Origin of the sequence: Methylobacterium sp. W2 (assembly GCF_020662345.1) — a bacterium.
Taxonomy (GTDB): Bacteria; Pseudomonadota; Alphaproteobacteria; order Rhizobiales; family Beijerinckiaceae; genus Methylobacterium.
In genome coordinates this window covers 1-23947 of sequence record NZ_VMOA01000015.1, presented here as the reverse complement: position 1 = coordinate 23947, position 23947 = coordinate 1, and the positions used below count along the sequence as shown (strand labels likewise).

25 protein-coding genes are annotated in these 23947 nt (G+C 68.3%); 10 read left to right on the top strand and 15 right to left on the bottom strand.

Annotated elements, in window-relative coordinates; translation table 11 throughout:
• The first annotated feature begins 45 nt into the window (after positions 1 to 45).
• Both FPV16_RS26275 and FPV16_RS10500 read left to right on the top strand, forming a co-directional pair.
• The gene (locus tag FPV16_RS26275) at positions 46 to 180 is read left to right on the top strand and encodes a hypothetical protein (RefSeq protein WP_319802232.1); all 135 of its coding nucleotides are present in this window, start codon (positions 46 to 48) and stop codon (positions 178 to 180) included.
• Between the two features lie 168 nt (positions 181 to 348).
• Complete coding sequence (locus FPV16_RS10500) at positions 349 to 519, top strand: hypothetical protein (protein ID WP_227438153.1); 171 nt, start codon at positions 349 to 351, stop codon at positions 517 to 519.
• Positions 520 to 544: 25 nt separating this feature from the next.
• Here the strand turns inward: FPV16_RS10500 and panE are convergent, their stop codons facing one another.
• The 5 genes from panE to FPV16_RS10475 form a co-directional block, all read right to left on the bottom strand.
• The gene (gene panE / locus FPV16_RS10495; protein ID WP_227438152.1) at positions 545 to 1483 is read right to left on the bottom strand and encodes a 2-dehydropantoate 2-reductase; all 939 of its coding nucleotides are present in this window, start codon (positions 1481 to 1483) and stop codon (positions 545 to 547) included.
• Between the two features lie 84 nt (positions 1484 to 1567).
• Entirely contained in the window at positions 1568 to 1999 is a 432-nt protein-coding gene (locus FPV16_RS10490) for an MAPEG family protein (protein ID WP_227438151.1), read from the bottom strand.
• A 22-nt stretch (positions 2000 to 2021) separates the two neighbouring features.
• Positions 2022 to 2444, bottom strand: coding sequence for an MAPEG family protein (locus tag FPV16_RS10485; RefSeq protein WP_227438150.1), 423 nt, complete (start codon positions 2442 to 2444; stop codon positions 2022 to 2024).
• Between the two features lie 10 nt (positions 2445 to 2454).
• Positions 2455 to 3948: an IMP dehydrogenase gene (guaB, locus tag FPV16_RS10480; protein ID WP_027172125.1), complete on the bottom strand. Its 1494-nt coding sequence runs from the start codon at positions 3946 to 3948 to the stop codon at positions 2455 to 2457.
• Between the two features lie 130 nt (positions 3949 to 4078).
• Positions 4079 to 4963 (bottom strand): DUF3313 domain-containing protein, encoded by an 885-nt coding sequence (locus FPV16_RS10475; RefSeq protein ID WP_227438149.1) that lies wholly within the window; start codon positions 4961 to 4963, stop codon positions 4079 to 4081.
• A gap of 299 nt (positions 4964 to 5262) precedes the next feature.
• On the opposite strand from FPV16_RS10475, the gene FPV16_RS10470 reads away from it, so the two are divergent.
• Positions 5263 to 6663 (top strand): MFS transporter, encoded by a 1401-nt coding sequence (locus FPV16_RS10470; RefSeq protein WP_227438148.1) that lies wholly within the window; start codon positions 5263 to 5265, stop codon positions 6661 to 6663.
• A 10-nt stretch (positions 6664 to 6673) separates the two neighbouring features.
• Here FPV16_RS10470 and FPV16_RS10465 read toward each other — a convergent pair whose 3' ends face one another.
• From FPV16_RS10465 to FPV16_RS10445, 6 genes are all read right to left on the bottom strand, one after another.
• Positions 6674 to 7189: a DoxX family protein gene (locus FPV16_RS10465; RefSeq protein ID WP_227438147.1), complete on the bottom strand. Its 516-nt coding sequence runs from the start codon at positions 7187 to 7189 to the stop codon at positions 6674 to 6676.
• Between the two features lie 118 nt (positions 7190 to 7307).
• Entirely contained in the window at positions 7308 to 7607 is a 300-nt protein-coding gene (locus tag FPV16_RS10460) for a type II toxin-antitoxin system RelE/ParE family toxin (RefSeq protein ID WP_227438146.1), read from the bottom strand.
• The gene (locus FPV16_RS10455) at positions 7604 to 7867 is read right to left on the bottom strand and encodes a type II toxin-antitoxin system ParD family antitoxin (RefSeq protein WP_227438145.1); all 264 of its coding nucleotides are present in this window, start codon (positions 7865 to 7867) and stop codon (positions 7604 to 7606) included. The genes FPV16_RS10460 and FPV16_RS10455 overlap by 4 nt, the downstream gene beginning before the upstream one ends.
• Positions 7868 to 8043: 176 nt before the next feature.
• Positions 8044 to 8169, bottom strand: a complete 126-nt coding sequence (locus FPV16_RS26075; protein WP_264483789.1) for a hypothetical protein — start codon at positions 8167 to 8169, stop codon at positions 8044 to 8046.
• Between the two features lie 95 nt (positions 8170 to 8264).
• Positions 8265 to 9431 (bottom strand): multidrug effflux MFS transporter, encoded by a 1167-nt coding sequence (locus tag FPV16_RS10450; RefSeq protein ID WP_319802233.1) that lies wholly within the window; start codon positions 9429 to 9431, stop codon positions 8265 to 8267.
• A 261-nt stretch (positions 9432 to 9692) separates the two neighbouring features.
• Entirely contained in the window at positions 9693 to 10280 is a 588-nt protein-coding gene (locus tag FPV16_RS10445; RefSeq protein WP_227438144.1) for a hypothetical protein, read from the bottom strand.
• Between the two features lie 274 nt (positions 10281 to 10554).
• Here FPV16_RS10445 and FPV16_RS10440 point away from each other — a divergent pair, with 274 nt between their 5' ends.
• Both FPV16_RS10440 and adh read left to right on the top strand, forming a co-directional pair.
• On the top strand, positions 10555 to 12027 hold the full coding sequence (locus FPV16_RS10440) for a serine hydrolase (protein ID WP_227438143.1): 1473 nt from the start codon (positions 10555 to 10557) through the stop codon (positions 12025 to 12027).
• A gap of 468 nt (positions 12028 to 12495) precedes the next feature.
• The gene (gene adh / locus FPV16_RS10435; RefSeq protein ID WP_227438142.1) at positions 12496 to 14016 is read left to right on the top strand and encodes an aldehyde dehydrogenase; all 1521 of its coding nucleotides are present in this window, start codon (positions 12496 to 12498) and stop codon (positions 14014 to 14016) included.
• A 76-nt stretch (positions 14017 to 14092) separates the two neighbouring features.
• Here adh and thrB read toward each other — a convergent pair whose 3' ends face one another.
• From thrB to FPV16_RS10415, 4 genes are all read right to left on the bottom strand, one after another.
• Entirely contained in the window at positions 14093 to 15058 is a 966-nt protein-coding gene (gene thrB / locus FPV16_RS10430; protein ID WP_227438141.1) for a homoserine kinase, read from the bottom strand.
• A 79-nt stretch (positions 15059 to 15137) separates the two neighbouring features.
• Complete coding sequence (gene ispH / locus FPV16_RS10425) at positions 15138 to 16133, bottom strand: 4-hydroxy-3-methylbut-2-enyl diphosphate reductase (RefSeq protein ID WP_018045088.1); 996 nt, start codon at positions 16131 to 16133, stop codon at positions 15138 to 15140.
• A 124-nt stretch (positions 16134 to 16257) separates the two neighbouring features.
• The gene (locus FPV16_RS10420; protein ID WP_227438140.1) at positions 16258 to 17484 is read right to left on the bottom strand and encodes an acyl-CoA dehydrogenase family protein; all 1227 of its coding nucleotides are present in this window, start codon (positions 17482 to 17484) and stop codon (positions 16258 to 16260) included.
• A 92-nt stretch (positions 17485 to 17576) separates the two neighbouring features.
• The gene (locus FPV16_RS10415) at positions 17577 to 18974 is read right to left on the bottom strand and encodes a PLP-dependent aminotransferase family protein (RefSeq protein WP_227438139.1); all 1398 of its coding nucleotides are present in this window, start codon (positions 18972 to 18974) and stop codon (positions 17577 to 17579) included.
• A 119-nt stretch (positions 18975 to 19093) separates the two neighbouring features.
• On the opposite strand from FPV16_RS10415, the gene FPV16_RS10410 reads away from it, so the two are divergent.
• From FPV16_RS10410 to FPV16_RS10390, 5 genes are all read left to right on the top strand, one after another.
• Positions 19094 to 19390: a DUF1127 domain-containing protein gene (locus FPV16_RS10410; RefSeq protein WP_227438138.1), complete on the top strand. Its 297-nt coding sequence runs from the start codon at positions 19094 to 19096 to the stop codon at positions 19388 to 19390.
• A 255-nt stretch (positions 19391 to 19645) separates the two neighbouring features.
• Positions 19646 to 19936, top strand: coding sequence for a DUF1127 domain-containing protein (locus tag FPV16_RS10405; RefSeq protein ID WP_227438137.1), 291 nt, complete (start codon positions 19646 to 19648; stop codon positions 19934 to 19936).
• Between the two features lie 155 nt (positions 19937 to 20091).
• Positions 20092 to 21984, top strand: coding sequence for a monovalent cation:proton antiporter-2 (CPA2) family protein (locus FPV16_RS10400; protein WP_227438136.1), 1893 nt, complete (start codon positions 20092 to 20094; stop codon positions 21982 to 21984).
• On the top strand, positions 21977 to 23431 hold the full coding sequence (locus FPV16_RS10395; protein WP_227438135.1) for an MATE family efflux transporter: 1455 nt from the start codon (positions 21977 to 21979) through the stop codon (positions 23429 to 23431). The genes FPV16_RS10400 and FPV16_RS10395 overlap by 8 nt, the downstream gene beginning before the upstream one ends.
• Positions 23432 to 23545: 114 nt before the next feature.
• On the top strand, positions 23546 to 23947 hold a 402-nt coding region (locus FPV16_RS10390), incomplete at its 3' end, for a DUF937 domain-containing protein (RefSeq protein ID WP_227438134.1).

Here is a 23947-nt window from a genome sequence, read left to right as displayed (position 1 = left end):
GACGAGGCTGGCGATGGCGGCGCGGTCGCCGGAGCCGGCGAAGCGGTGGGCGAGGCCCCAATCCTTGAGGGCGTCCGCGGCCGGACGGCGTCGGCCGGCGATGTCGGCGAGTACTTCGATGGCGGCAGAGAGGCGAGCGGGAGGGGTCAGGACGAAATCCTCAGGGTTAGGGAAGCGTGACCGGTCACGGCCGTCGCCGCGATACGGTCACGCTTTGAGCGGGGGGCCGACACATTAAGGACGAGCTTCCGGCGGGATCGGCCGTCAGACAGGCAGGGTGCCAGACCCGTCTCGTGCCCTTGCTGCGCCCGAGCCCGCTGCGTCAACGTCCGGAGCCTCGCAATCGTCATGTCCCCCATCGTTCATCTCACTCTCGCGGGCCTCGTCCTGCTCAGCGTCGCCGCCTGCTCCACCGCGCCTGCCGTCGACCTGACGCCGCCGCCGCAGCGCCCCTACGATGCCAAGACCCAGCTCGAATACGGCAACCCGCCGCCTCCGCCCCCGGCTCCGCGCTACTGAGCGTCCGCCTGTCCGGGGCCGCCGCTCAGGCGGCCTCGCGCGCCCGGCGGTTCTCGTAGGCCTTGAGATGGGTGTAGACCCGGTCGAGCATCGGGTGCGCCCCGTCGCGGCTACGGGCGATGAGGTCGCCGATGATATGATCGGCCTCGATCCGCGCCTTGTTCTCGATGTCGCGCAGCATCGAGGCGGTGAAGCCCGAGCCTTCCGCCGTGAGGCTCGCGCGCGTGTTCTGCATCACCTTCTCCCGCGGTGCGTAGCCGGCATCCTCGGCGATCCGGCGGCACTCCTCCATCAGCGCCTCGATGAAGCCGAGGCCGCCCGGTGCGGCGACGATATCGCCAATGGTGGCGCGCATCAGGCAGCTCGCCCCGGCGAGCGTGGCCAGGAACGACCACTTCTCCCACATTTCCAGCACCATCGCCTCGCTGAGGCGCGCCTGGAACGTGACGCCCTGCATCAACGCCTCGATCCGCTCCACCCGCTCCGAGCGCCCCCCTGCCCGCTCGCCGAAGGTGAGGGTATGTAAGGGGCTCATCATGCGGATCTCGCCGCCGGACGTAACCGTCGCCGCGATGGCGCAGGAGCCGCCGAGAACCCGCTCCGGCCCGAAAGCGGCGTCGAGAACATCGAGATGGCGCAGGCCGTTGAGCACGGGCAGCACCAGCGTCGCGGGACCCACGGCCGGGGCCACATCGGCGATGGCGGCGTCGAGGTCGTAGGCCTTGCAGCTGAGCAGAACGAGATCGAAGCCGCCGCCCTTTCCTGCCGCGAGATCGGAGGCGGTGAGCGTCGCGGGCTCCGCGATATGGATGTCGCCGGCCGGGCTCTTGACGCGCAAACCCGAGGCGGCGAGCTTCTCCGCCCGCGCCGGCCGTACGAGGAAGGTGACGTCCCGCCCGGCCTCCACGAGACGCGCTCCGAAATATCCACCGGTGGCACCGGCACCGACGACGAGCACGCGCATGGGACGATCCTCAATCTCGTTGAGCCTCCCTCCTTATCGGACGAGGGAGGCGGTTTTCCAGGCGTGTATTCAATTTCCCGAACCTCAGACCCCGATGGGTGCGAGAAAGATGCGCACCGCGAAGACGATCCACATCGCCAGGAGCACCAGCGCCCCGAGCGCGTAGGCGCGGAAGCGGGAGGGGACGTGGTTCGAGGTGACGTAGACGCCCGCATGGACGGCGCGCGACGCCACGAAGATCCAGGCGAGGACGACGAAGAGCAGATCGGCCTTCTTCGTATAGAGCGCCAGCGGCACCAGGGCGAAGAACAGCATCGGCAACTCGAACTGGTTCGAGAACGCATTGGCCGATCGCTGCGCGCGGGGCGGCCAGCTGCGCTCGCCCATGGAGACGTCGCCGGCCGTCACCGAACCCGCCTTGATCTCGGCAAAGCGCACCCTCCCCAGCCAGAACATCAGCACGAAGGTCAGCAGCACCTGCGCGAAGACGGGGGCGAGGATAGCCTGGACGGTCATGACAAGTCCTGATGCAGCGGCGTCAGCGCCCGAGGGCGACGAGGCCGAGATGCGCGACGAGGATCGCGCAGCCGAGGAAATTGATGACGAAGACCCGGCCCCTGAGGGGCACGTCGTCGGTAAGCGTCTGGACGGCGGTATGGATCACCCGGCCAACGAAGAAGAGCCAGGCGGCGCCGATATCGACCCATGTCACCCGGTCGAGGGCCGCGAGCAGGGCGACGCAGGCGAAGACGATGACGGGCAGTTCGAACTGGTTGGCGAGATTGCGGGTGATGCGGGCGATCGGTGCCGGCTCATCGCGGCCGAACTCGAAACAGCCGAACTCCACCTCGCCGCGACGCACCGCCAGAAGGCGCGCCGCGGAGAGCCAGACATAGAGGCCGAAGGTGAGCCCGATCTGCGCCAGGACGGGCCAGAGCACGAGGTGGCGCAGATCGGTCATCGGGCCGGGCTCAGGCGCGGCTGGGGTAATTCGGGCTCTCGCGGGTGATGGTCACGTCGTGGACGTGGCTCTCGCGCAGGCCGGCATTGGTGATACGGACGAACTGCGCCTTGTCCTGGAACTCGGGGATGGTCGGGGCGCCGACATAGCCCATGGCGGCCCGCAGGCCGCCGGCGAGCTGATGCAGCACCGCCGCCACCGGCCCCTTGTAGGGCACCTGTCCCTCGATCCCCTCGGGAACGAGCTTGTGGGTGTCGCTGACCTCGGCCTGGAAGTAGCGGTCGGCCGAGCCGCGGGCCATGGCGCCCACCGAGCCCATGCCGCGATAGCTCTTGTAGGAGCGGCCCTGGTGCAGGAACACTTCGCCCGGTGCCTCGTCGGTTCCGGCCAGCAGCGAGCCCAGCATCGCCACGGAGGCGCCGGCCGCGATCGCCTTGGCGAGATCGCCGGAGAACTTGATGCCGCCATCGGCGATCACCGGCACGTCGGCCCGGTCGGCGGCCTCGACGGCCTCCATCAGGGCGGTGAGCTGGGGCACGCCGACGCCGGCCACGATACGGGTGGTGCAGATCGAGCCCGGGCCGATGCCGACCTTGATCGCGTCCGCGCCGGCATCGATCAGCGCCTGCGCCCCGTCGCGGGTGGCGACGTTGCCGGCCACCACCTGTACAGCGTTGGAGAGCTGCTTCACCCGGCGCACGGCATCGAGCACCTTGATGGAATGGCCGTGGGCGGTGTCGACCACGATCACGTCGCAGCCGGCATCGATGAGGCGCTCGGCCCGCTCGAACCCGCTATCGCCCGTGGTGGTGGCGGCGGCGACCCGCAGGCGGCCCTGCTCGTCCTTCACCGCGCCGGGATAAGCCACCTGCTTCTCGATGTCCTTGACCGTGATCAGGCCGATGCAGCGGTAATGGTCGTCGACGACGAGGAGCTTCTCGATGCGGAACTGGTGGAGCAGGCGCTTGGCCTCCTCCTGGTTCACGCCCTCGCGCACGGTGATGAGCCGGTCGCGGGTCATCAGCTCGGCGACGGTCTCGGAGGGGTTCGTGGCGAAGCGCACGTCGCGGTTGGTGAGGATGCCGACGAGCTTGCCGCGCGAGCCGTTGGGGCCGCGCTCCACCACGGGAATGCCCGAGATGCGGTTCAGCTTCATTAGCGAGAAGGCGTCGGCCAGGGTCTCGTCGGGATGGATGGTGATCGGGTTGAGCACCATGCCCGACTCGTATTTCTTGACGAGGCGGACCTGCTCGGCCTGCTCGTGCGGCTCGAGATTGCGATGGATGACGCCCATACCGCCGTTCTGGGCCATGGCGATGGCCATCGGCGCCTCGGTGACGGTGTCCATGGCCGAGGCCAGGATCGGCATGTTGAGGTGGATCGTGCGGGTCAGCCGCGACGCGACGCTGACCTCTGTGGGCATCACCGAGGATGCGGCGGGACGGAGAAGCACGTCGTCGAAGGTCAGGCCCTCGATGATGGAATCCGCGGTGATACGAGCCATGTGCCAACTCCCGAAACGGTGAGAGGCGCCGGGCTGAAACAGCCGTCGACGCCGAATGCGTTGGCACGGCGCAGTATCATGGGGCCGGACCCTGCGCAAAGGCAGGATCGCGGCATCGCAACGGGAAAACTCAATTGATCGGGTCGCGGGGGCCCTTGTCGGTCCATTCCGGCGGCAGGCCGATGTAATCGCCCACCATTCCGTCGATGCCCGGCGCCCGGCCGAACTGCTCGCAATCCGGATCGAGGGGAGCCTCGCCCAGGGTGGTGATGCGAATGCGGTTCCAGCTCGGGATCGCCACCGGCTCCTTGAACGGGTCGCGCCCAGTCACGAGGAGCGTGCCGAAATCCTGGCCGAACTCGCCGGCGAGATCGTAGGCGTCTCCGGCCGCCGAGAAGCGGGCCTGGTTGGTGAAGGCGTTGGCGCCGCCGCCCCAGATCATCGCCGCCCGCTGCTGATGGCGGCTATCGAGAGCTTCCGCCTCGATGGTGATGCTGCCGAGGCCGATCGGGATGCGCGGGATCGGCACGCGGCCGACAGCCGTGGCGAAACCGACGCCGACCTGGGACGCGATGGTGATTCCCGCCGAGGTGGCGATGGTCGCGCCGGCCGCGGGGACGTTGGTGAGTTCGACGCGGGTGACGGCAGACCGGATTGTGAGGTCGGCTTTCTTGGTGGAAACCACGTCGTAGCGCAGCGACAACTCGTAGCAGAGCGCGCGGTCGGCCGCGTTGGCGATCAGCCGGCGCTCGACGCTGTTGAGACCGGGGCCGGAAATCGATTCCGGAAACGTCGCCGGAACGATGCGGACCGTCCGCGTCGCCGCGAGGGTCTGCGGCTCTGCGTAGAGCTTCGCCCCGGTCGCCACTTCGGTGCTCCCGTTGAGGCGGTCATAGCGGGTGAGCGAGCCGGATTCATTGAGGATGACGGTGCCGCAACCGGCGACCATGAGGAGCAGGCCCAGAGCCCCACCGAAGAGGGGCGAGCGTCGACAGGTTTCGAACCGCGAGGGCATTCAATAACTTTCACGCAGAATGGCGGCGGTGGCTCGCTCAGCCGAAGCGATGCGAGACAGCCGAATTGTTGCTGAGCTTAAGGCGGTATCGGCGCCCCCGAAAGCCGGCCCCGCCGACCGGATGACTTGAAGCCCGCACCTGTGGCTCAGGGGTCACGGTTGTCGAACACGTGCGACACCGCACGCGTCATCCACAGCGGCTATCATTTGTGTGCGCATTCGCTTCAGGATTGGGCCGAGACCCCATTCGAGAGCGTGACGGAACCGGGCGGCTTCGGCCGCGCTACTACACGATCCCCATGCGCCCATCACAGATCGTCCCCCTCGTCGTCGCCACCGCCCTGTTCATGGAGAACACGGATTCCACGGTGATCGCCACCGCGCTGCCGGCCATCGCCCGCAGCCTCGGCGAGGATCCGATCGCCCTGAAACTGGCGCTGACCTCGTATCTGGTCAGTCTCGCGATCTTCATCCCGATCAGCGGCTGGATGGCGGATCGCTACGGCGCGCGCACGATCTTCCGCGCCGCCCTCGTCGTGTTCATGGCGGGGTCGCTGGCCTGCGCCGCCTCCGATTCGCTCGGCTCCTTCGTCGCGGCACGCGCGTTCCAGGGCATGGGCGGGGCGATGATGGTTCCGGTGGGACGCCTCGTCATCCTGCGGGCGGTGCCGAAGAGCGAACTCGTGAGCGCTCTTGCCTACCTGACGATCCCGGCCCTGATCGGTCCGATCATGGGGCCGCCGCTGGGCGGGTTGATCACGACCTATCTCGACTGGCGCTGGATCTTCTTCATCAACATCCCGATCGGCCTCGCCGGGATCGCGCTCTCGACGCTCTATTTCGAGAACGTCCGCGAGCCGTCCCGGCCGCCCCTCGACATCCTCGGGTTCGTGCTCTCGGGGGCCGGTCTCGCCACGCTGATGCTCGGCCTCGCCTCTCTCGGACGTCATCTTCTACCGGATTACGTCTCCTGGGGCTGCCTCGGCGGCGGCGCGGTCCTGCTCGCGCTCTACCTCGCGCATTCGCGCCGGGTGCCGCATCCGGTGATCCGGCTCGACCTGCTGCGATACCCGACCTTCCGCGCGGCGGTGACCGGCGGCAGCCTGTTCCGCATCGGCACCGGGGCGATCCCGTTCCTGCTGCCGCTGATGCTGCAGATCGGCTTCGGCCTCGATCCGCTGCAATCGGGACTTCTCACCTTCGCCGCGGCGGCGGGCGCACTCCTCATCAAGATCATCGGCCCGCGCATCCTGCGCGCCTATGGGTTCCGCCGGGTGATGCTGTTCAACGCCGTCGTTGCCTCGGGTTTCCTCGCGGTGAACGGCCTGTTCACGGCGCAGACGCCGCATTGGCTCATCATCGGCATCCTGCTCGTCGGCGGCTGCGTCCGCTCGCTGCAATTCACCTGCGTCAACGCCATCGCCTATGCCGATCTCGACGCGCGGGAGATGAGTTCGGCCACCAGCCTCGCCAGCGTCGCGCAACAATTGTCGCTGAGCCTCGGCGTCTCCATCGGCGCCCTGGCCCTAGAGACCGCCGCGGCGCAGCATGGCCGAACGGCGATCGAGGCCGGCGATTTCTGGCCCGCCTTCCTCACCGTCGCGCTGATCTCGTCCGCCTCGCTCTTCGCCTTCCTGCGGCTGAAGCCGGATGCGGGCGCGGAGGTCTCGGGTCAGCGCCTCGCGTCGAAGGGCGCGTAGGCCGCGGGGCTCACGCCGCGCGGCTCGACGGCCGGGCGGGACTGCGCTTCGGTCCCTTCGCTGATTTCGCATTGGCGTTGGCGGATTGCGGCCGGGCGGGAGCAGACGCCTCGCGGGACGAGCGGCGCCAGCCCTGCCAGCTCCAGGCTCCCGGACCGGTGAGGGCATAGATGAGGAAACCGCCGGCCAGGCCGAGATCGGCCAGGAACAGGGTCCGCTCGGTCATGGCCGCCGCGCCGGAATAGGCCCAGAACCCGTGCAGCAGCACCGCCATCGCCACCGCGAACCCCGCCAAAGCAAAGCCGGTGATGCGGGGCAGGACACCGAGGATCAACGCCAGCGGCCCGAAGACCTGAACCACCACGGCCGCGGTGGCCACGGCATTGGGAGACGGCATTCCGGCCCCGGCCAGCGCCAGCGCGAAGCCCGAGACGTTGAGCGCACGCGCGATGCCCGTCGGCAGCAGCGCCGCCGCCAGCAACAGGCGCGACGCGAGGAGGATTCCGTCCTGGCTCCGACCGAACACGCGCGAACTCCGTCCCTGACCCATCGAGATCGGGACATTGCGCGAGACCGGCTGAAGACGGCGTTAAGGGGTTTGGACCGGGCTCATTCGGCTGGGGAAACGGGTGAATCGGACATGGCTATGGGGAGGAGAACACGATCGGTCCGTAATCTTGGGCACCATGCAGGATGTGGACGATGTCGATCGTTGCAGCGCTGACGCGATAGAAGATGAGATAGTTTCCATGCGTTCGGACGCGGATCCCCATGCGCTCGTATCGGCGGACAAGGGGGAACCCGAAAGGCGCATCGGCCAGACGCTCGCAGCAGGCGATCAAGTCCTGAACGAATGTGGCAGCGCGAGCCGGATTATCGCCGGAAATGTAATCGCCGATCCGTTCGAGATCCGCTTCGGCGGAGTCCGCGAAGACGACGATCATGCCTTGGTGACGGTCGACCGGCTGCCGTACCGTGTCGCGAGACGCGTGGCGACTTCGTTAGCGGGGCTGTGTCGGCCTGCATCGACATCGGCAAGCCCGCGGTCGATGGCGGCATCGAGCGCCGACAATTGATTCTCCCGCTCCTCCAGGAGGCGTACGCCCTCGCGCAACACGTCGCTACGGGAGGAGAAGCGCCCGTTCTCCACGAGTGTTGAAACGTAGCCCTCAATCTTGGGGCCAAGGTCGGCACTTATCGGCATCGCCGCCGCTCCCTGTCTACGAGAGGCCATGGTCTACCACCGGTCATCGCTCGATCACCGATACCAGTTGTCCAATGTCCGGCGAAGGGCATTTTGCCCACCGGTCACCGTTATGCCGCTCACCTCGACACCCCGCGAGACGGGCTGAAGACGGCGTTAAAGGGTGGAGACCCAGTTCACTCGCCCAAGGAGCGATGCTCCGCCTTTGCCAGCGAGCGTTCATGAAGCAGCACGGCGAGCCAACCGAGGCCGACGGCGAGCAGCGGCGTGACGATGAAAGCGATCGCGTAGGAGGCGCTCATCGATCGAGCTCTTTTGGAGTCGCCTGCTTTTCAGGCGAGGATAGGCGGGGCGTACGTGGATTTCAACTTCTGGTCCGTGGCGCATCCATCGATCCTCACCCCGACACCCCACCCCGGAACAACCGCCCGCGCTCGGTCCAGGCGACCACGAGAAGCGCCGATCCCCCGAGCCCCGCATAGCCGAGGCCGAGGGGCAGCACCGTGCCGTCGAAGGCGTGGCCGATGACGAAGCCGCAGAAGGCGCCAAGGATGGTGGTGTAGAATCCGATGAAGGACGAGGCCGTGCCGGCGATCTCGCCGAGGGGCTGCAGGGCCAGCGCGTTGAAGTTCGGCATGGCGAAGCTAATCATGAACTGGTTGCCGGCAAGCACCGTCAGGAACAGCCACAAGGGCGGATGCCCGGCATAGGCGAGGCCGATCCCGACCTGGGCCAGCGCCACCGCCACGAACAGGGTGAGGCCCACATGCGAGAGAGGCCGCATCCCCAGCCGCCGCACCAGGCGGGCATTGACGAGGGTGGCGGCTCCCATGGCACCGGCCACCAGGGCGAAGGCGAGGGGAAACAGGGCGCCGAGCCGGTAGAGCCCGGTATCGAAGAGCTGCTGCGCCGAGCCGACATAGCCCATGATGCAGCCGGTCAGCAGCCCGAGGGCAGTGGCGTAGCCGACCGCCACGCGGGTGCGGAAGGTCAGGGAGACCGCCTGGCCGATCGACCGCAGGGAGAGCGGACGCCGGAATTCCGGGTGCAGCGTCTCCGGCATGCGCCAGGAGAACCAGAGGGCGAGGATGCCGGCCAGGGCCAGCATCGAGACGAAGACGTAGTGCCAGGAGCCAAGCAGCAGCATCGCCCCGCCGATGGCGGGCGCGATCATCGGCACGATGAGAAACACCATCATGATCAGCGACATGACGCTGGCCATCTCGCGCCCCGAATAGCGGTCGCGGACGATGGCGGTAGACAGCACGCGCCCGCCCGCCGCCCCGATCCCCTGGATGACGCGGGCGGCCAGCAGCCATTCGAAGGACGGCGCGACCATGGCGAGTCCGGTACCTGCGCCGTAGACCGCGAGGCTCCCGAGCAGCACCCGCCGGCGCCCGAGGGCGTCCGAGACCGGCCCGTAGACGATCTGGGCGAAACCGAAGCCGATCATATACACGTAGACGAGAAGCTGTAGCGCGTTGGGATCGGCGACGGAGAACCGCGCCTGGATCGCGGGAAAGGCCGGCAGCAGATTGTCGATGGAGATGGCGGTCACCGCCATCATCAGGGCGACGATGCCGACGAATTCGCCGAAGCCCGGGCCGCTCCAAGTCGGACCGCCCTCCGGAAGAGCCCGTTCCGATACCGGCCGGCCGCTCGGCGGAACCGGCCTCAAAGGTGCAGTCACTGGTCCTGAGCCTCGCTGCGGTCGCCGGCTCCTGCGCCGGCGACGTCGTGATGGAAAGTCAGCGGCCCGACCTCCGGTTGCGCCGGCCCCTCGCGAGCCGGCATTCCTGGAGACCGGGTTCGGCTCGGCGGGGAGCTACTGCCCGCCGCCGGCCATCTGACCGAGCTTGTCGATGTTCTTGGTGACGAGGGCGATGTTGCCGTCGGACGGCTTGGTCGGCTCGCCGGCGGCGATCGCCTCGTTGATGTCCTTCAGCGCGGCGGCCTTGTCCTTGGGCTTCATCTTCGTGTCGGCCTCGATGGCGGCGGCCTGCTTCTTCAGCAGCGGCACGACGCCGACATAGGTCTTCGTCTCAGGGTCCACGCCGTCCAGTACTGCCTCGACGCTGTCGGCTGCGTCCTGCAGGTCATCGACGCTGGCAAAACCGTTCTTCTTCGCGATCGCCACGGCCTGGGCCTGGACCTTCGGATCGGGCTTGTCCGCGTTCCCGCCGGGGAGCTTCGCCAGTTCGGGCTGCGCGGCCACGAGGCCGTCGATCAGCGCCTGGGTCAGGGCGACCTCCTTCTGCTCCTCGGCCTCGGGAGCCGGAGCGGGAGCGGCGGGGGCGGCCTTGGCGGGTGCCGGCGCCTTCTGCGGCGCCTGGGCAAAGCCGACCTGCGGGACCAGGGCGGTGGCCCCGAGACCGAGGGATGCGGCCAGCATGACGCGAGTGGTGCGGCTCATGGATATCTCTCTTCCTGTTGCATCGTGTCGGTTGAACCGCGATCGGCGGATCAGGTCCGGCCCCGACGGCTTGCGTCGTACGGGGCACGAAGACGGGCCATGTTGCGGAGCTTCGGGGCAAAACGGTGATCTCGGCGCCGATGCCGATCACGGTTTCGCGGGTAGGCCGCTGATGCGGACAGGGGATGGCCCGCCCGCGCAACCACGCCACATTTCTTCGCGACCTTGGCCCCGCGACCTTGACCGGATCGTCGCCGACGGATCATCGCGTCTCATGTTTCTCCGCGTTCTCGCCTGCGCTTGCGCCCTGTCGCTGCTGCTCGCCGCCCCCGCCGCCGCGCAGGAGGGGCCGCCCGGCGCAGCCATCGGCGGCGAGGCGGAGGCGTTCGCGCGCAAGGCCGCCGCTTTGATGGATTCCCACGCGGAAGGCGGCGTCTTCTCCGGCGCGGTGATCGTGGCACGGGACGGCATCCCCGTGTTCCGCCGCGCCTATGGCCTGGCCAACCGGGAATGGGCCGTCCCCAACACGCCGGACACCCTGTTTCGCATCGGTTCGATCACGAAGCAGTTCACCGCGGCGGCGATCCTGAAACTGGCCGAGGCCGGTTCCCTCTCCCTCGACGATCCCGCCATCCGCTACCTGCCCGAACTGCCGCCGGCCTGGGCTGCGATGACGATCCGGATGCTCCTCAACCACAGTTCCGGCCTGCCCAACGTTACCGCCCTGCCGGGCTACGCGACGCAACTCGGCCGGCTCGAGCGCGCGCCGATGGAGACGGTGGCCCTGCTCTACCGCGAGGATCTGCTGTTCCCGCCCGGGACCGGCCACGAATACAGCAATACCGGCTACATCCTCCTGGCGGGCCTGATCGAGCGGGTCACCGGCCAGAGTTTCGCGCGCTACCTCACCGACGCGGTCCTGGCGCCGGCCGGGTTGTCCTCGACCCGTGACGCCGATCCGGGCGCGATCCTCCCCCGGCGCGCCACCGGCTACCGCCGCGAAGCGGGCGAGTGGCGCCAGGCCCTGCCGCTAGCCGCCAGCGCACCGTCGGGCGCCGGCATGCTCGCCTCCACCCTCGACGACCTCGTCGCCTGGGACAGGGCGCTGTTCTCCGGCCGCGTCCTGTCGGACGAGTCGCGCCGGGCGATGGTGACGGATTACGGCCACGGTTACGGCCTCGGCTGGTACATCGGCACGGCCTACGGACGCCGGCTGTGGTCGCATGGCGGGTTCATCAGCGGCTTCAGCGCGATCAAGGATTCCTACCCCGATCTCGGGCTCACCATCGTGGTGCTCGGCAATACCGAGATCGTGCCGGCCCAGGCCCTCTCGCGCCAACTGGCGGCGCTCTATCTCGGCGAGCCGGCGCGGACCGAGATCAGCGTCGGCCGGGCGGTCCTCGACCGCTATGTCGGTTTCTACCGGACCGGCCCGCGCTCGGTCCTCGGCATCACCCGCGACGGCGACCGCCTGATCGCCCAGGGCCTCGGACAGGGATCGGGCGAGCCCCGCATCAGTCTCACCCCCGAGAGCGACAGGGCCTTCGTGGGGCAGGACTTCGTAGGGCAGGACTTCGTAGCGCGGGACGGGGCGATCCGCGTGGCGTTCGACATCGAGCCGGACGGGCGCCCGACCGGCGTCATGATTCACCGCGACGGCATCGAGCGGGCCGGCCCGAGGATCGACCGCTCGGTTGCCCGGCGGATCACCGCCCGACGCTTCACCCGGCTGCCGCCGGGACGGTGAGTGTCCAGCCGAGCCATTTTGAGGGTTTTTTCCAAAGGTTAACCTCATCCTGAGGTGCCGCGTAGCGGCCTCGAAGGAGGCCTCCAGTCGACGCGCGATTTCTGGATGGCTCCTTCGAGGCCCTTTGCTCAAGCAAAGGGCACCTCAGAATGAGGTGATCTAATAGGATGATCGATCTTGGCTAAACTCTCGCCGCGGCACCGTACTCCGAGGGAGAACCGACGGTGATCGGGAGTTTTGCGAGGTCTTCCAAATCGCCGGCCCGCGGCATCGCCAGACCGCCGCAGAGGCGCTAGACTGCCCGGGCGCGTGGCTCCCCGCCACAGAAGCGGGACCACGCGCCGACCCGCTCGATGCCGTCCCGCTCGATGCCGTCGATCCGAGCCGGTTTGGCCAAAAGTCTATCTTGATTTGGCACCGCGTCCGGCCTCTGCTGGCGCTTACAAGAACAACATGGAGGATACGCACATGAACAAGCCGGAATTCCTGTCGTCAGGTACCAAGGCGCCGTTCTCGGCCCGTTACGAGAACTTCATCGGCGGCCAGTGGGTCGCCCCCGTCAACGGCCGCTACTTCGAGAATACCTCGCCGGTGACCGGCCGCGTCATCTGCGAGGTCGCCCGTTCGGACGCGCAGGACGTGGAGAAGGCCCTCGACGCGGCCCATGCCGCCAAGGAGGCCTGGGGCCGCACCGCGCCGGGCGAGCGCGCCCTCATCCTCAACCGCATCGCCGACCGGATGGAGGAGAATCTCGACCTGATCGCCCTCGCCGAGACCTGGGACAACGGCAAGCCGATCCGGGAGACGACCAACGCCGACATCCCCCTCGCCATCGACCATTTCCGCTACTTCGCCGGCTGCGTCCGTGCGCAGGAAGGCTCGATCTCCGAGATCGACCACGACACGGTGGCCTACCATTTCCACGAGCCCCTGGGCGTCGTCGGGCAGATCATCCCGTGGAATTTTCCCATCCTGATGGCGGTGTGGAAGCTCGCCCCGGCTCTGGCGGCGGGCAATTGCGTCGTCCTCAAGCCCGCCGAACAGACCCCGGCCTCGATCCTCGTCGTCGCCGAACTCATCGCCGACCTGCTGCCGCCGGGCACCCTCAACATCGTCAACGGCTTCGGCCTGGAATGCGGCAAGCCGCTGGCCTCCTCGCCCCGCATCGCCAAGATCGCCTTCACCGGCGAGACGACGACGGGTCGCCTGATCATGCAATACGCCTCGCAGAACCTCATCCCGGTGACGCTGGAGCTCGGCGGCAAGTCGCCGAACATCTTCTTCGCGGATGTGGCCAACGAGGATGACGATTTCTTCGACAAGGCCCTTGAAGGCTTCACCATGTTCGCCCTCAACCAGGGCGAGGTCTGCACCTGCCCCAGCCGCGCGCTGGTGCACGAGTCGATCTACGACCGCTTCATGGAGCGGGCGATCAAGCGCGTCGAGGCGATCACCCAGGGCTCGCCCCTCGACCCGACCACGATGATCGGCGCGCAGGCCTCTTCCGAGCAATTGGAGAAGATCCTGTCCTACGTCGATATCGGCCGCCAGGAAGGCGCCGAATGCCTCACCGGCGGTGAGCGCAACGTCAAGGACGGCGAATTCGCGGAAGGCTTCTACATGAAGCCCACCGTGTTCAAGGGCCACAACAAGATGCGCATCTTCCAAGAGGAGATCTTCGGACCCGTCTTGTCGGTGACGACCTTCAAGGACGATGCCGACGCGCTCTCGATTGCCAACGACACGCTCTACGGCCTTGGCGCCGGCGTCTGGACCCGCGACGGGACACGCGCCTACCGCTTCGGCCGGGCGATCCAGGCCGGCCGCGTCTGGACCAACTGCTACCACGCCTATCCGGCCCACGCGGCCTTCGGCGGCTACAAGCAGTCCGGCATCGGCCGCGAGAACCACAAGATGATGCTCGACCATTACCAGCAGACCAAGAACATGCTGGTCAGCTACTCGGCCAAGAAGCTCGGCTTCTTCTAGGCCCTTCGGAACGAGACCACCTTGCCCCGGCTGGAAACGGCCGGGGCTTTTTCATGCCCCGGTCTCTGCGCGGACGCTATTCGCGCCAGCCGTAATCGCGCGCCTGCGTCGCCGCCCGGTGGAACACCAGCCGACGATCGTATTCGAGCGGGTCCTTCGGCTGGACCAGGGCGCCGGCGGGCACGTTGAGCCAGTCGACGAGGCGGGTCAGCATGAAGCGGAGGGCCGCGCCCCGGCACAGGATCGGCAGTGCCGCGACCTCGTCGTCCTGCAGGCGCCGCACGGATTGATAGCCGGCGATCATCGCCTCGCCCTTGTCGGGGAAGAACGTGCCGTCGGGCTCGAAACACCAGGCGTTGAGGCAGATGGCGAGGTCGTAGGCGAAGGCGTCGGTGCAGGCGAAATAGAAGTCGATCAGGCCCGACAGGTCGTCGCCGATGAAGAACACGTTGTCGGTGAAGAGGTCGGCATGGATCACGCCGGAGGGCAGGCCGCGCGGCCAGCCGGCCTGGAGCACCGCGAGGTCGGCACGCACGCGCTCCGTCAGGCTCTCGGAGACGGTGTCGGCGGCGGGGCCGGCCGCCAGGAACAGCGGCTCCCAGGAGTCGACGGAGAGGTTGTTGGCGCGGGTCATACCGAAATCGCTGCCGGCCCGGTGCAGCCCGGCGAGAGCGACGCCCAGGGCCCGGCAATGGTCGGCGGTGGGGCGCTTGACCGAGACGCCCTCCAGGAAGCTCACGATCACCGCCGGCCGGCCGCAGAGTTCGCCGAGCGCCACGCCGTCGCGCTTCGCGATGGGCTGCGGGCAGGCGAGGCCGCGGGCGGCGAGGTGCTGCATCAGGTTGAGGAAGAACGGCAGATCGCCGGCATCCACCCGCTTCTCGTAGAGGGTGAGGATGTAGGAGCCGGCGGTGGTGTGCAGGAAGAAGTTGGTGTTCTCGACGCCCTCGGCGATGCCCTTGTAGGAGAGCAGCGTGCCGATCTCGTATTGGGCGAGGAAGGCGGTCAGCGCCTCGTCGGAGACCTCGGTATAGACGGCCACGGGCTTCGCTGACGTTGGAGGGCAGACATGAGAAGGGGCGCCCTTCGGCGCCCCCAGCGACAAAAACGAGCGACGTGGCCTACTCGGCGGCTTCGCTGCGCAGTTCGCGCGGCAGCGGGAAGGACATGTCCTCCACCACCGTGGAGACCGTGTCGACGGTGACGTCGTAGCGGGCGGCGAAGGCGTCGATGATCTCCTCCACCAGCACCTCGGGGGCCGAGGCGCCGGCGGTGAGGCCGAGCTTGCGGATGCCCTCGAAGGCCGGCCAGTCGATCTCCTCGGCGCGGAGCACGAGGCGGGTGATCGGGCAGCCGACGCGCTCGGCGACCTCGCGCAGGCGCTGCGAGTTCGAGGAGTTCGAGGAGCCGACGACGATCACGGCATCCACCAGCGGGGCCACCTGCTTCACCGCTTCCTGGCGGTTGGTGGTGGCGTAGCAGATGTCGTCCTTGTGCGGCCCGGTGATGGTCGGGAACTTCTGCTTCAGGGCGGCGACGATGTGGCGGGTGTCGTCCACCGACAGGGTCGTCTGCGTCACCCAGGCGAGGTTGTCGCGGTTGTCGGGTTCCAGGGCGGCAATCTGCTCCAGATCCTCCACCAGGGTGATCGAGCCCTTGGGCAGCTGGCCCATGGTGCCGACCACTTCCGGGTGACCGGAATGGCCGACCAGCAGCACGTGGCGGCCGCGCTTGTGGTGGATCTCGGCCTCGCGATGGACCTTGGTCACCAGCGGGCAGGTGGCGTCGATGGTGACGAGGCCGCGATTGTCGGCATTGGCCGGCACCGTCTTGGCGACGCCGTGGGCCGAGAAGATCACCGGGGCGTTGCCGTCCGGAACCTCGTCGAGCTCACGCACGAACACCGCGCCCTTACGCTTCAGGCTCTCGACCACGTATTTGTTGTGGACGATCTCGTGACGCACGTAGACCGGAGGTCCGTAGATCGCCAGCGCACGCTCCACCACGTCGATGGCACGGACCACACCGGCGCAGAAGCCGCGTGGCGCGCAGAGCAGGATCTCCAGAGGCGGCTTGGCCGAACCGTCGGGAAAGGTCTTCGAGAGAGGATCGCTCATGATAGCCGGGATGTGGCGAGGCGAGGCCGCCCCTGTCAACCACCTATAGCGCAAAATGCACCATGGTGTCAGGGCGGACGGAGCACACCGGCAAAGGATCGGGACTGTCCCTCCCTTGCGTCACTTACCTGCGCCCCAGCATCCGGTCGCTGATGATCCGCCGCTGGATCTCGCTCGTTCCCTCGAAGATCGTGGTGAGCCGCGCGTCGCGCCAATACCGTTCCACCCGGCGTTCGGTGGTGTAGCCGTTGCCGCCGTGGAGCTGCATCGCCCGGTTGGTGACGCGCACCGCCATCTCGGTGGCGAGCAGTTTCACCTTGGCCGATTCGCTCTCGGCCGCCTCGCCCTCGTCGAGAAGGTGGGCCACCTGTTGCCAGTAGGCGCGGGCCTGATCGACCTCCGCCGACATGTCGGCCAGCGCGAAGCGCAGGGCCTGGAACTCGCCGATCGGGTGGCCGAACTGCTCGCGCTCCTGCAGGTAGAGCTGGCAATCCTCCACCGCCGCACGGGCGACGCCGACGGCGCGGGCGGCGGTGTGGACGCGGGCGATGTTGAGACCGCGCTGCACCGAGGCGAAGCCACCGGAATCCGCATCCGCGCCGCCGTCGCCGTAGAGGCCGGTAAGGCGGTCGCCCTCGGGCACGCGCACACCGTCGAGTTCGAGCTCGAAGGTGAGGAAGCCGTGATAGCCGATCTTGTCGATGACATGGCCCGTCATGCCCTCGGGGAAGGTGCCGGGCTTCTTGACCACGAGGAAGGGTTCCAGCCCGGCCGAGCGCGGCTCGCCCGGCTCCGGCTCGCGGGTACGGGCCAGGACCTCGATGAAGTCGGCGGCGAGTGCGAACCCGGCCCAGCGCTTGGTGCCGGTGAGCACCCAATCGTCCCCGTCGCGCACCGCGCGGGTCTGGACGCCGGCGAGGTCGGACCCGGCGGTGGGCTCGGACAAGGCGATGCCGCCGATCCACTCGCCGCGGGCGGATTTGCGCAGGAGAGCGCGGCGGCGCTCCTCGTCGAGGGTCTGGGTGCCGAGCCCCTGGCCCCGCGCCAGAATGCTGCCGACGGAGAGCCAAGCGCGGGCCAATTCCTCCGAGACCAGGCAATATTCGAACACGCCGAGGCCGAGACCGCCATGCTCGGCCGGGATGGTGATGCCGAACCAGCCCTTCTTCGCCATGGCGTCGATGAGCGAGCGCGGCATCTCGGCCTTCTGCCGGTCGAGCTCGTCGGCCAGCGGCAGCACCACGTCACGGGCGAAGTCGCGGGCCTCCTGCTGAAGCCGGGCGCGCACCTCGCTGCGCCAGGGCGAGAACAGTTCGGGCGGACGCGGCTGCTTCAACTCCGGCTTCGACATGGGTCCTCCCGACCTGTTTTTTGAGCTTTGCCGTATCTCTTCAAAGCCTCGGCCCGGGCGGTGGGTTCCGGGCAGGGCCAGCCGGACCCTGATCAAACCGCCCCCATGGCGTCCTCCAACACCGAAAACGTCCTCGGATCGGCGCAATGGGCCACGTTGAAACGCAGGAACTCGCGGCTGCCCGTCCCGGCGCTGAAGGCGGCGCCGGGGGCCAGCACCACGTCCCTGGCGAGGGCGCGGCGCGCGACATCGGCGGAATCGAGCCCGTCCGGCAGGCGTGCCCACAGGAACAGGCCCCCGCGCGGCTCGGTCCATAGCGTGAGGCCGCAGCGTTCGAGGCGCCGCGCCGTCTCGCCCATGGCGCGGGCGAGCTTCTCGCGGATCTCGGCGAGGTGGCGGCGATAGGCTCCGTCGGTGATGAGGCGATGCATCAGCGCCGCGGAGAGATGTCCGTTGCCGAGGCTCAGGGCGAGCTTCAGGTCGATCAGCCCCTCCACCCAGTCGGGGCGCAGGGCGATGTAGCCGCAGCGGATCGAGGCCGAGAGGGTCTTGGAGAAGCTGCCCACCGCGATCACCCTGTCGAGCCCGTCGAACCCCGCCAGACGCGGGGCCGGGTCGGCTTCGAGGTCGCCGAAGATGTCGTCCTCGACGATCAGCATGTCGTGCGCCTCGGCGAGCTTGAGGACGTGGTGGGCCACGGCCGGGGCCAGGGTGGCGCCGGTGGGGTTATGGAGCGCGGAATTGGTCAGGTAGAATCGCGGCCGGTGCTCGACGATCAGCCGTTCGAGTTCAGCGACGTTCGGCCCGGTGGGTGTGAAGGACACGCCCACCACCTTCGCCCGGTTCGCCCGCAGCAGCGCATGGTAATTGAAGTAGCAGGGGTCATCGACCAGCACGGCGTCGCCGGGGTCGAGGAGGAACCGGCACAGCAGGTCGACCGCCTGAGTCGCCGAATCCGTCAGGACGATCTGGTCGGCCTCCGCCTCGACACCCTTGTCGGCGAGACGCCGGGCGATCTGGCTGCGCAGCGGCGGAAAGCCGAGGGGCTTGTCGTAGCAGATCAGGTTCGAATCGGGGTCGCGGGCGATGTGGCGCAGGGCGCGCCGGATCGCCTCCTCGGGCATCCATGACGACGGCAGCCAGCCGGAACCCGGCTTCAGCAGGTCCGGCCCGGATTGCATCGATTGCCGGGTGATCCAGAGCGGGTCCACGGCCCGGTCGAGCTGCGGCCCGATCTCCTTGAGGCAGAGCGGGCGGGTCTTGCCCGCCACGTAGAAGCCAGAGCCCCGGCGCGCAACGATGGCGCCTTCCGCGCCCAAGCGCTCATAAGCCTCCACCACGGTGGATTTCGACACGCCCATGGATTCGGCAAAAGCCCGCACCGAGGGCAGCCGCGCGCCGGGCATGAGCTGGCGCCCGGCGATCCGCTCCGTGATCGCGGACGAGACCGTGTCCACCAGGGTGAGCGTCGTCCGCGCCGATCCCGCCATCTGTACTGCTCCACCGTCCGGACAATTCTGGCAAAGCGTACTGGACTGTCCCTGTCTCCGCCAGGGGCCTCGAGCGCATCACCGTCGAAAGTTCACGACGGACGAGACGAGGACGACCGATGACCACGCTCCTGAAGCCGCAATCCACCACCTATGCCGGCGCTCTCCCCGGGCGGCTCGCGCAGCTCGCGCGCCAGCTCCTGGCGAACGCCGCCGCCGGCCTGTCGCGCCAGGCCATGAACCGGCGCGTCCTGCGCAAGCTCTCGGTGATGTCGGACCGCGAGTTGAAGGATATCGGCCTGATCCGGCAGGACGTGACGGATGCAGGCACCGGCGAGGCCGATGCCTCCCAGTTCCTGATCGGCCGCCGGGACGAGAGATGGGAGGCACGCCGCCCCCGAATCGTTAAGATCTGATCAAGATGGCGAAACGTGCATTATTGAGCATGACTTCGAATTCGCCATGCCGCCAAACTGGTCATTCGGTCGGTGATTGAGGTTTATCCGTGGTCTGGTTCTACCAGACCTGCAGGCACCGCAAGTCTATTGAGGCTAAGTGTTCGATCGCACGTCATTCACGGCGAAAGGGGCGCACATCACCCCCATCACCTTCCTCGCCGTGCATCACCGTCCTCATCGTGAACGTGCGCCGAGAACTTGGATACTAGGATCATGAACAGCACTCTCAACTGGACCCCGGGCGACGCAGCCGCCGAGCAGGTCGGCCGGGCCACCCGCTTCGTCGGCAGCCTTCTCACCAAGGCCGCCTCCGTGTTCTCGCGCAACGATGCCGACGAGCGCGGCCTCGTGGAGCTCGGCTCTCTCTCCGAGCGGGAATTGAACGATATCGGCCTAACCCGCTGGGACGTCCTCGACGCCTACGACGCGCATACGCCGTCGGACGCCACGAAGATCATCCTGGCCCATCGCGCCGTCCGTCAGGTGACGCGCCGCTTCGCCTGAACCGCGTGCCGCTCCGCACCGGTGATGGTTCCGACACCGCCCGTCCACGCCATGCAGGCGTGGCGGGGGCGGTGCCCCTGGTCTAAGAGAAGAGCACGGCGACGCGCCTGTGGCATCGGCCGCGGGCGACCCCACTCCTCACAGACCGGATCGACATGGCGAGCGCCTCCACCCATGTGAGCTTCCTGCCGCCGGTGCTGACCTTTCTGTCGGCGGCGGTGATCGGCGTGCCGATCTTCCGCCTCATCGGGCAGAGCGCGGTGCTGGGATACCTCGTCGCCGGGGTCATCATCGGCCCCTTCGGTTTCTCGCTCATCGCCGAGCCGGAGACCGCCGCGAGCGTCGCGGAGCTCGGCGTCGTCCTCCTTCTCTTCATCGTCGGCCTCGAACTCGAGATTTCCCGGCTGATCTCGATGCGGCGCGACATTTTCGGGCTCGGTGCGGCGCAGCTGCTCCTGTGCACGATTGTGCTGGCCGGCGCCGGTGCCCTGTTCGGGCTCACCCCGGCCGCGAGCCTCGTCATCGGCGTCGCCCTCGCCCTGTCGGCCACGGCGGTGGCGCTGCAGCTCCTCGAGGAACGCGGAGACCTCGGCACGCCCTATGGCGGCCGCGCCTTCGCGGTGCTGCTGTTCCAGGACATCTCCGTGGTGGCGATCCTCGCCCTGATGCCGCTCCTCGCCTCCACCGGCAGCAGCGGCAACGATGCGTGGCTCGGGCCGGCGCTGACATCCACCGGAACCGTGGGTGCGGCCCTCCTCGCCGTGGTGCTGGTGGGCCGCTACGGCCTCAACCCGTTCTTCAGCCTGCTCGCGGCCAGCGGCGCGCGCGAGGTGATGACGGCGGCGGCCCTCCTCGTGGTGCTCGGCACCGCGATGCTGATGGAGCATGTCGGCCTGTCGATGCCCATGGGCGCCTTCCTCGCCGGCGTCCTGCTCGCCGAATCGAACTTCCGGCACCAGCTCGAAGCCGACATCGAGCCGTTCCGCGGCATGCTCCTCGGCCTGTTCTTCATGAGCGTGGGCATGTCCATCGACGGCGGCCTGCTCAGAAGCGCGTGGCCCGCCCTGCTCGGGGCGACGGCGGCGGCCATCCTCATCAAGGTCGCTCTTGTGGCCGGCCTGTTCCGCCTGTTCGGCTCGCCCTGGCTCGATGCGGTGCGCGGGGCGGCGATCCTCGCGCCGGCCGGCGAGTTCGCCTTCGTGCTGCTGCCGGCGGGGGCCGAACTCGGGCTGATCGACCAGCCCTCCACGCGCTTTGCGGTGGCGCTCGCCGCCCTCACGATGCTGGTCGGCCCCGTCGCCGCCAAGGCCCTCGACGGCTACCTGTCCCGTCACCGGCCGGAGGCGGCCGAGCATGCCCCCGACCAGATCGAGAGCACCGAGGCCCGCGTCCTCGTCGTCGGCTTCGGCCGCTTCGGGCAGATCCTGACCCAGGTGCTCCTCGCCGAGGGGATCAGCGTCACGGTGATCGACAAGGACGTGGAGCAGATCCGCAGTGCCTCGCGCTTCGGCTTCCGCATCTATTACGGCGACGGCACCCGCCTCGACGTGCTGCGCGCCGCCGGGGTGGGCCGGGCGGAGCTCCTCTGCATCTGCGTCGACGACCCGCAGGCCGCCCTGAAGATCGTCGACATCGTCCATGAGGAGTTCACGGCAGTGCGCACCTATGTCCGCGCCTACGACCGGATGCACTCGGTGGAACTGATGAACCGGGACGTGGATTACCAGCTGCGCGAGACGGTGGAATCGGCCATCGCCTTCGGCCGCGCCACTTTGGAAGGGCTCGGCATCCCGGCTGACGCAGCCGCCGCCACCGCCCAGGACGTGCGCAAACGCGACATCGCCCGCCTCGTCCTTCAGCAGGCGGGCGCCCTGCCGGAGGAATCGCGCTACATGGGCGGTAGCCCTGAGATCAAGCCCGAGCCGCTCACGGTGCCCAAGCGCCCCTCGCGGGCGCTGAGCACCGAAACGCGTGACATCATCGGCATGGAGCGGCGCGAGGCGGCGACCCGCACGCTGCAACCCCAGGACACCCCGTCGGATGCCTGACACCCGCAAGACGTCGGGGAATCCCGTCGTCCGACAGGAGGCCGGACGGTTCGTGACCGGATCGATCCTGCGCCACGTCGTGGTGATGACCGGCACGGGCTCCATCGGCCTGATGGCGATCTTCGTGGTCGACCTGCTCTCGCTGATCTATGTCTCCAAGCTCGGTGACCCGACCCTTACGGCGGCGGTGGGCTTTGCCACCATCGTCCAGTTCTTCGCCATCGCCATCAATATCGGCCTGATGATCGCCGCCGGCGCCCTGGTCTCGCGGGCGATCGGCGCCGGCGACGAGGCCGGCGCCCGGCGGCTCGCCACCTCCGCCTCGATCCACGGCATCGTCGTCTCGGGCATCCTCGTCCTCGCGATGCTGCCGGTCCTGCCGTTCATCCTGTCGTGGATCGGCGCCGACGCCGAGACGCTTCCCGTGGCCGAGCGCTTCCTCTGGATCGCCCTGCCCTCGAACCTCCTGATGGGGCCGGGCATGATGTTCTCCGGCCTGCTGCGCGCCATCGGAGCGGCGCGTCAGGCCATGTACGTGACGCTCGGCGGCGCCATCGTCACCGCCGGTCTCGACCCCCTCCTCATCTTCACGGCGGGTTTGGGGATCGACGGGGCGGCGATCACCACCTGCGTGGCGCGGGCGACCTTCGCCCTCGTCGGCCTATGGGGCGTGCGTCAGCACCGGATGCTGGCCGTCCCCACATGGGCGGACGTGATCGCGGACGCGCCCATCGTGTTCAGGATCGCCCTGCCGGCCGTGCTCACTAACCTCGCCCCCTCCGTGGCGAGCGCCTTCATCGCCCATGCGCTCGCCAAATTCGGCGCCGTGGCGGTGGCCGGCAACGTGGTGATCGACCGGCTGTCCCCGGTGGCCTTCGGCGGGCTCTTTGCCATGTCCGGCTCCATCGGTCCCATCCTCGGCCAGAACTGGGGGGCCGGGCGGTTCGACCGGATGCGCGGCGTGCTGCGGGACGGGGCGCTGGTGACGGCGGCCTATGTCCTGGTGATCTGGGCCGCCCTGATCGTCTTTCGCGGACCGCTGACGAGCCTGTTCGAACTCACCGGCACCGCCGCCGAGCTCTTCGTCTTCTTCTGCCTCGTGAGCGGGGGCGTGTGGTTCTTCACTGGCCTGCTGTTCCTGGCGAACGCCTCGTTCAACAATCTTGGCTTTCCCTTCCTCTCGACCTTCCTCAACTGGGGCCGGGCGACGATCGGAACCGTGCCCCCGGCCCTCCTCGGAGCCTATCTGTACGGCCCCAAGGGCATCATCGCCGGGGTGGGCTTCGGCTCCGTCGCCTTCGGGGCGATCGGGATCGCCCTCGCCTTCCGGACGGTGGCGCAGCTGGAGGAACGGTCCGGTTTCGCGCCGAAACTCCCCGCCGAGGCCGATGCGGATGCCTCCGGAGGCGAGATTCCGGCCCCGGAGAGGCCGAACGCACTGGTTTAGTGCCGGAACGGGCATGATCCCGGGCTGGTAAGTACGGCTGGGATGCGACAGAGTTCGGCTCTCGACAGCAGGCGGACGCAAGCCTGACCGCGATGGGATCATGAGGCCGCCGCCATGTTCAACCTGTTCGATCTCATGCAGGCGCAGGGTGGCATGGGGGCCAACGGTTTCGGCCAGCAATTCGGCCTGTCGCCGGACCAGACCCGCCGGGCCATGGAAGCCCTGATGCCGGCCCTGACCCTCGGCCTTCAGCGCAACGCCGCCGCCGATCCCACCGGCTTCACCCAGATGTTCAGCTTCATGGATCCGAGCGCATCCACCACCGCGCAGGCCAAGCCGCAGATGGACGCCATGATGCGCCAGCTCTTCGGCTCGCAGCATCTGGGGCAGGCCGTGCTGCAACAGGCCGCGGCGGTGAGCGGCGTCGCGACGCCCGCCCTGCGGCAGATGCTGCCGCTCATGGCCGGGATGGTGGTGGCGGGGATCGTCCACGTCATGATGAACCCGAGCCCGGCG

Bases quoted from the DNA above. Each gene is read 5' to 3' on its own strand.
- adh (WP_227438142.1), top strand. From the start codon at position 12,496: ATGAACAAGCCGGAATTCCTGTCGTCAGGTACCAAGGCGCCGTTCTCG.
- panE (WP_227438152.1), bottom strand. From the start codon at position 1,483: ATGCGCGTGCTCGTCGTCGGTGCCGGTGCCACCGGTGGATATTTCGGA.
- FPV16_RS10490 (WP_227438151.1), bottom strand. From the start codon at position 1,999: ATGACCGTCCAGGCTATCCTCGCCCCCGTCTTCGCGCAGGTGCTGCTG.
- FPV16_RS10405 (WP_227438137.1), top strand. From the start codon at position 19,646: ATGAACAGCACTCTCAACTGGACCCCGGGCGACGCAGCCGCCGAGCAG.
- FPV16_RS10450 (WP_319802233.1), bottom strand. From the start codon at position 9,431: ATGGCGGTGACCGCCATCTCCATCGACAATCTGCTGCCGGCCTTTCCC.
- FPV16_RS10410 (WP_227438138.1), top strand. From the start codon at position 19,094: ATGACCACGCTCCTGAAGCCGCAATCCACCACCTATGCCGGCGCTCTC.
- FPV16_RS10440 (WP_227438143.1), top strand. From the start codon at position 10,555: ATGTTTCTCCGCGTTCTCGCCTGCGCTTGCGCCCTGTCGCTGCTGCTC.
- FPV16_RS10445 (WP_227438144.1), bottom strand. From the start codon at position 10,280: ATGAGCCGCACCACTCGCGTCATGCTGGCCGCATCCCTCGGTCTCGGG.
- guaB (WP_027172125.1), bottom strand. From the start codon at position 3,948: ATGGCTCGTATCACCGCGGATTCCATCATCGAGGGCCTGACCTTCGAC.
- FPV16_RS10420 (WP_227438140.1), bottom strand. From the start codon at position 17,484: ATGTCGAAGCCGGAGTTGAAGCAGCCGCGTCCGCCCGAACTGTTCTCG.
- FPV16_RS26075 (WP_264483789.1), bottom strand. From the start codon at position 8,169: ATGAGCGCCTCCTACGCGATCGCTTTCATCGTCACGCCGCTGCTCGCC.
- FPV16_RS10455 (WP_227438145.1), bottom strand. From the start codon at position 7,867: ATGCCGATAAGTGCCGACCTTGGCCCCAAGATTGAGGGCTACGTTTCA.
- FPV16_RS10460 (WP_227438146.1), bottom strand. From the start codon at position 7,607: ATGATCGTCGTCTTCGCGGACTCCGCCGAAGCGGATCTCGAACGGATC.
- FPV16_RS10415 (WP_227438139.1), bottom strand. From the start codon at position 18,974: ATGGCGGGATCGGCGCGGACGACGCTCACCCTGGTGGACACGGTCTCG.
- FPV16_RS10400 (WP_227438136.1), top strand. From the start codon at position 20,092: ATGGCGAGCGCCTCCACCCATGTGAGCTTCCTGCCGCCGGTGCTGACC.
- FPV16_RS10395 (WP_227438135.1), top strand. From the start codon at position 21,977: ATGCCTGACACCCGCAAGACGTCGGGGAATCCCGTCGTCCGACAGGAG.
- FPV16_RS10500 (WP_227438153.1), top strand. From the start codon at position 349: ATGTCCCCCATCGTTCATCTCACTCTCGCGGGCCTCGTCCTGCTCAGC.
- FPV16_RS10485 (WP_227438150.1), bottom strand. From the start codon at position 2,444: ATGACCGATCTGCGCCACCTCGTGCTCTGGCCCGTCCTGGCGCAGATC.
- FPV16_RS10470 (WP_227438148.1), top strand. From the start codon at position 5,263: ATGCGCCCATCACAGATCGTCCCCCTCGTCGTCGCCACCGCCCTGTTC.
- ispH (WP_018045088.1), bottom strand. From the start codon at position 16,133: ATGAGCGATCCTCTCTCGAAGACCTTTCCCGACGGTTCGGCCAAGCCG.
- FPV16_RS10475 (WP_227438149.1), bottom strand. From the start codon at position 4,963: ATGCCCTCGCGGTTCGAAACCTGTCGACGCTCGCCCCTCTTCGGTGGG.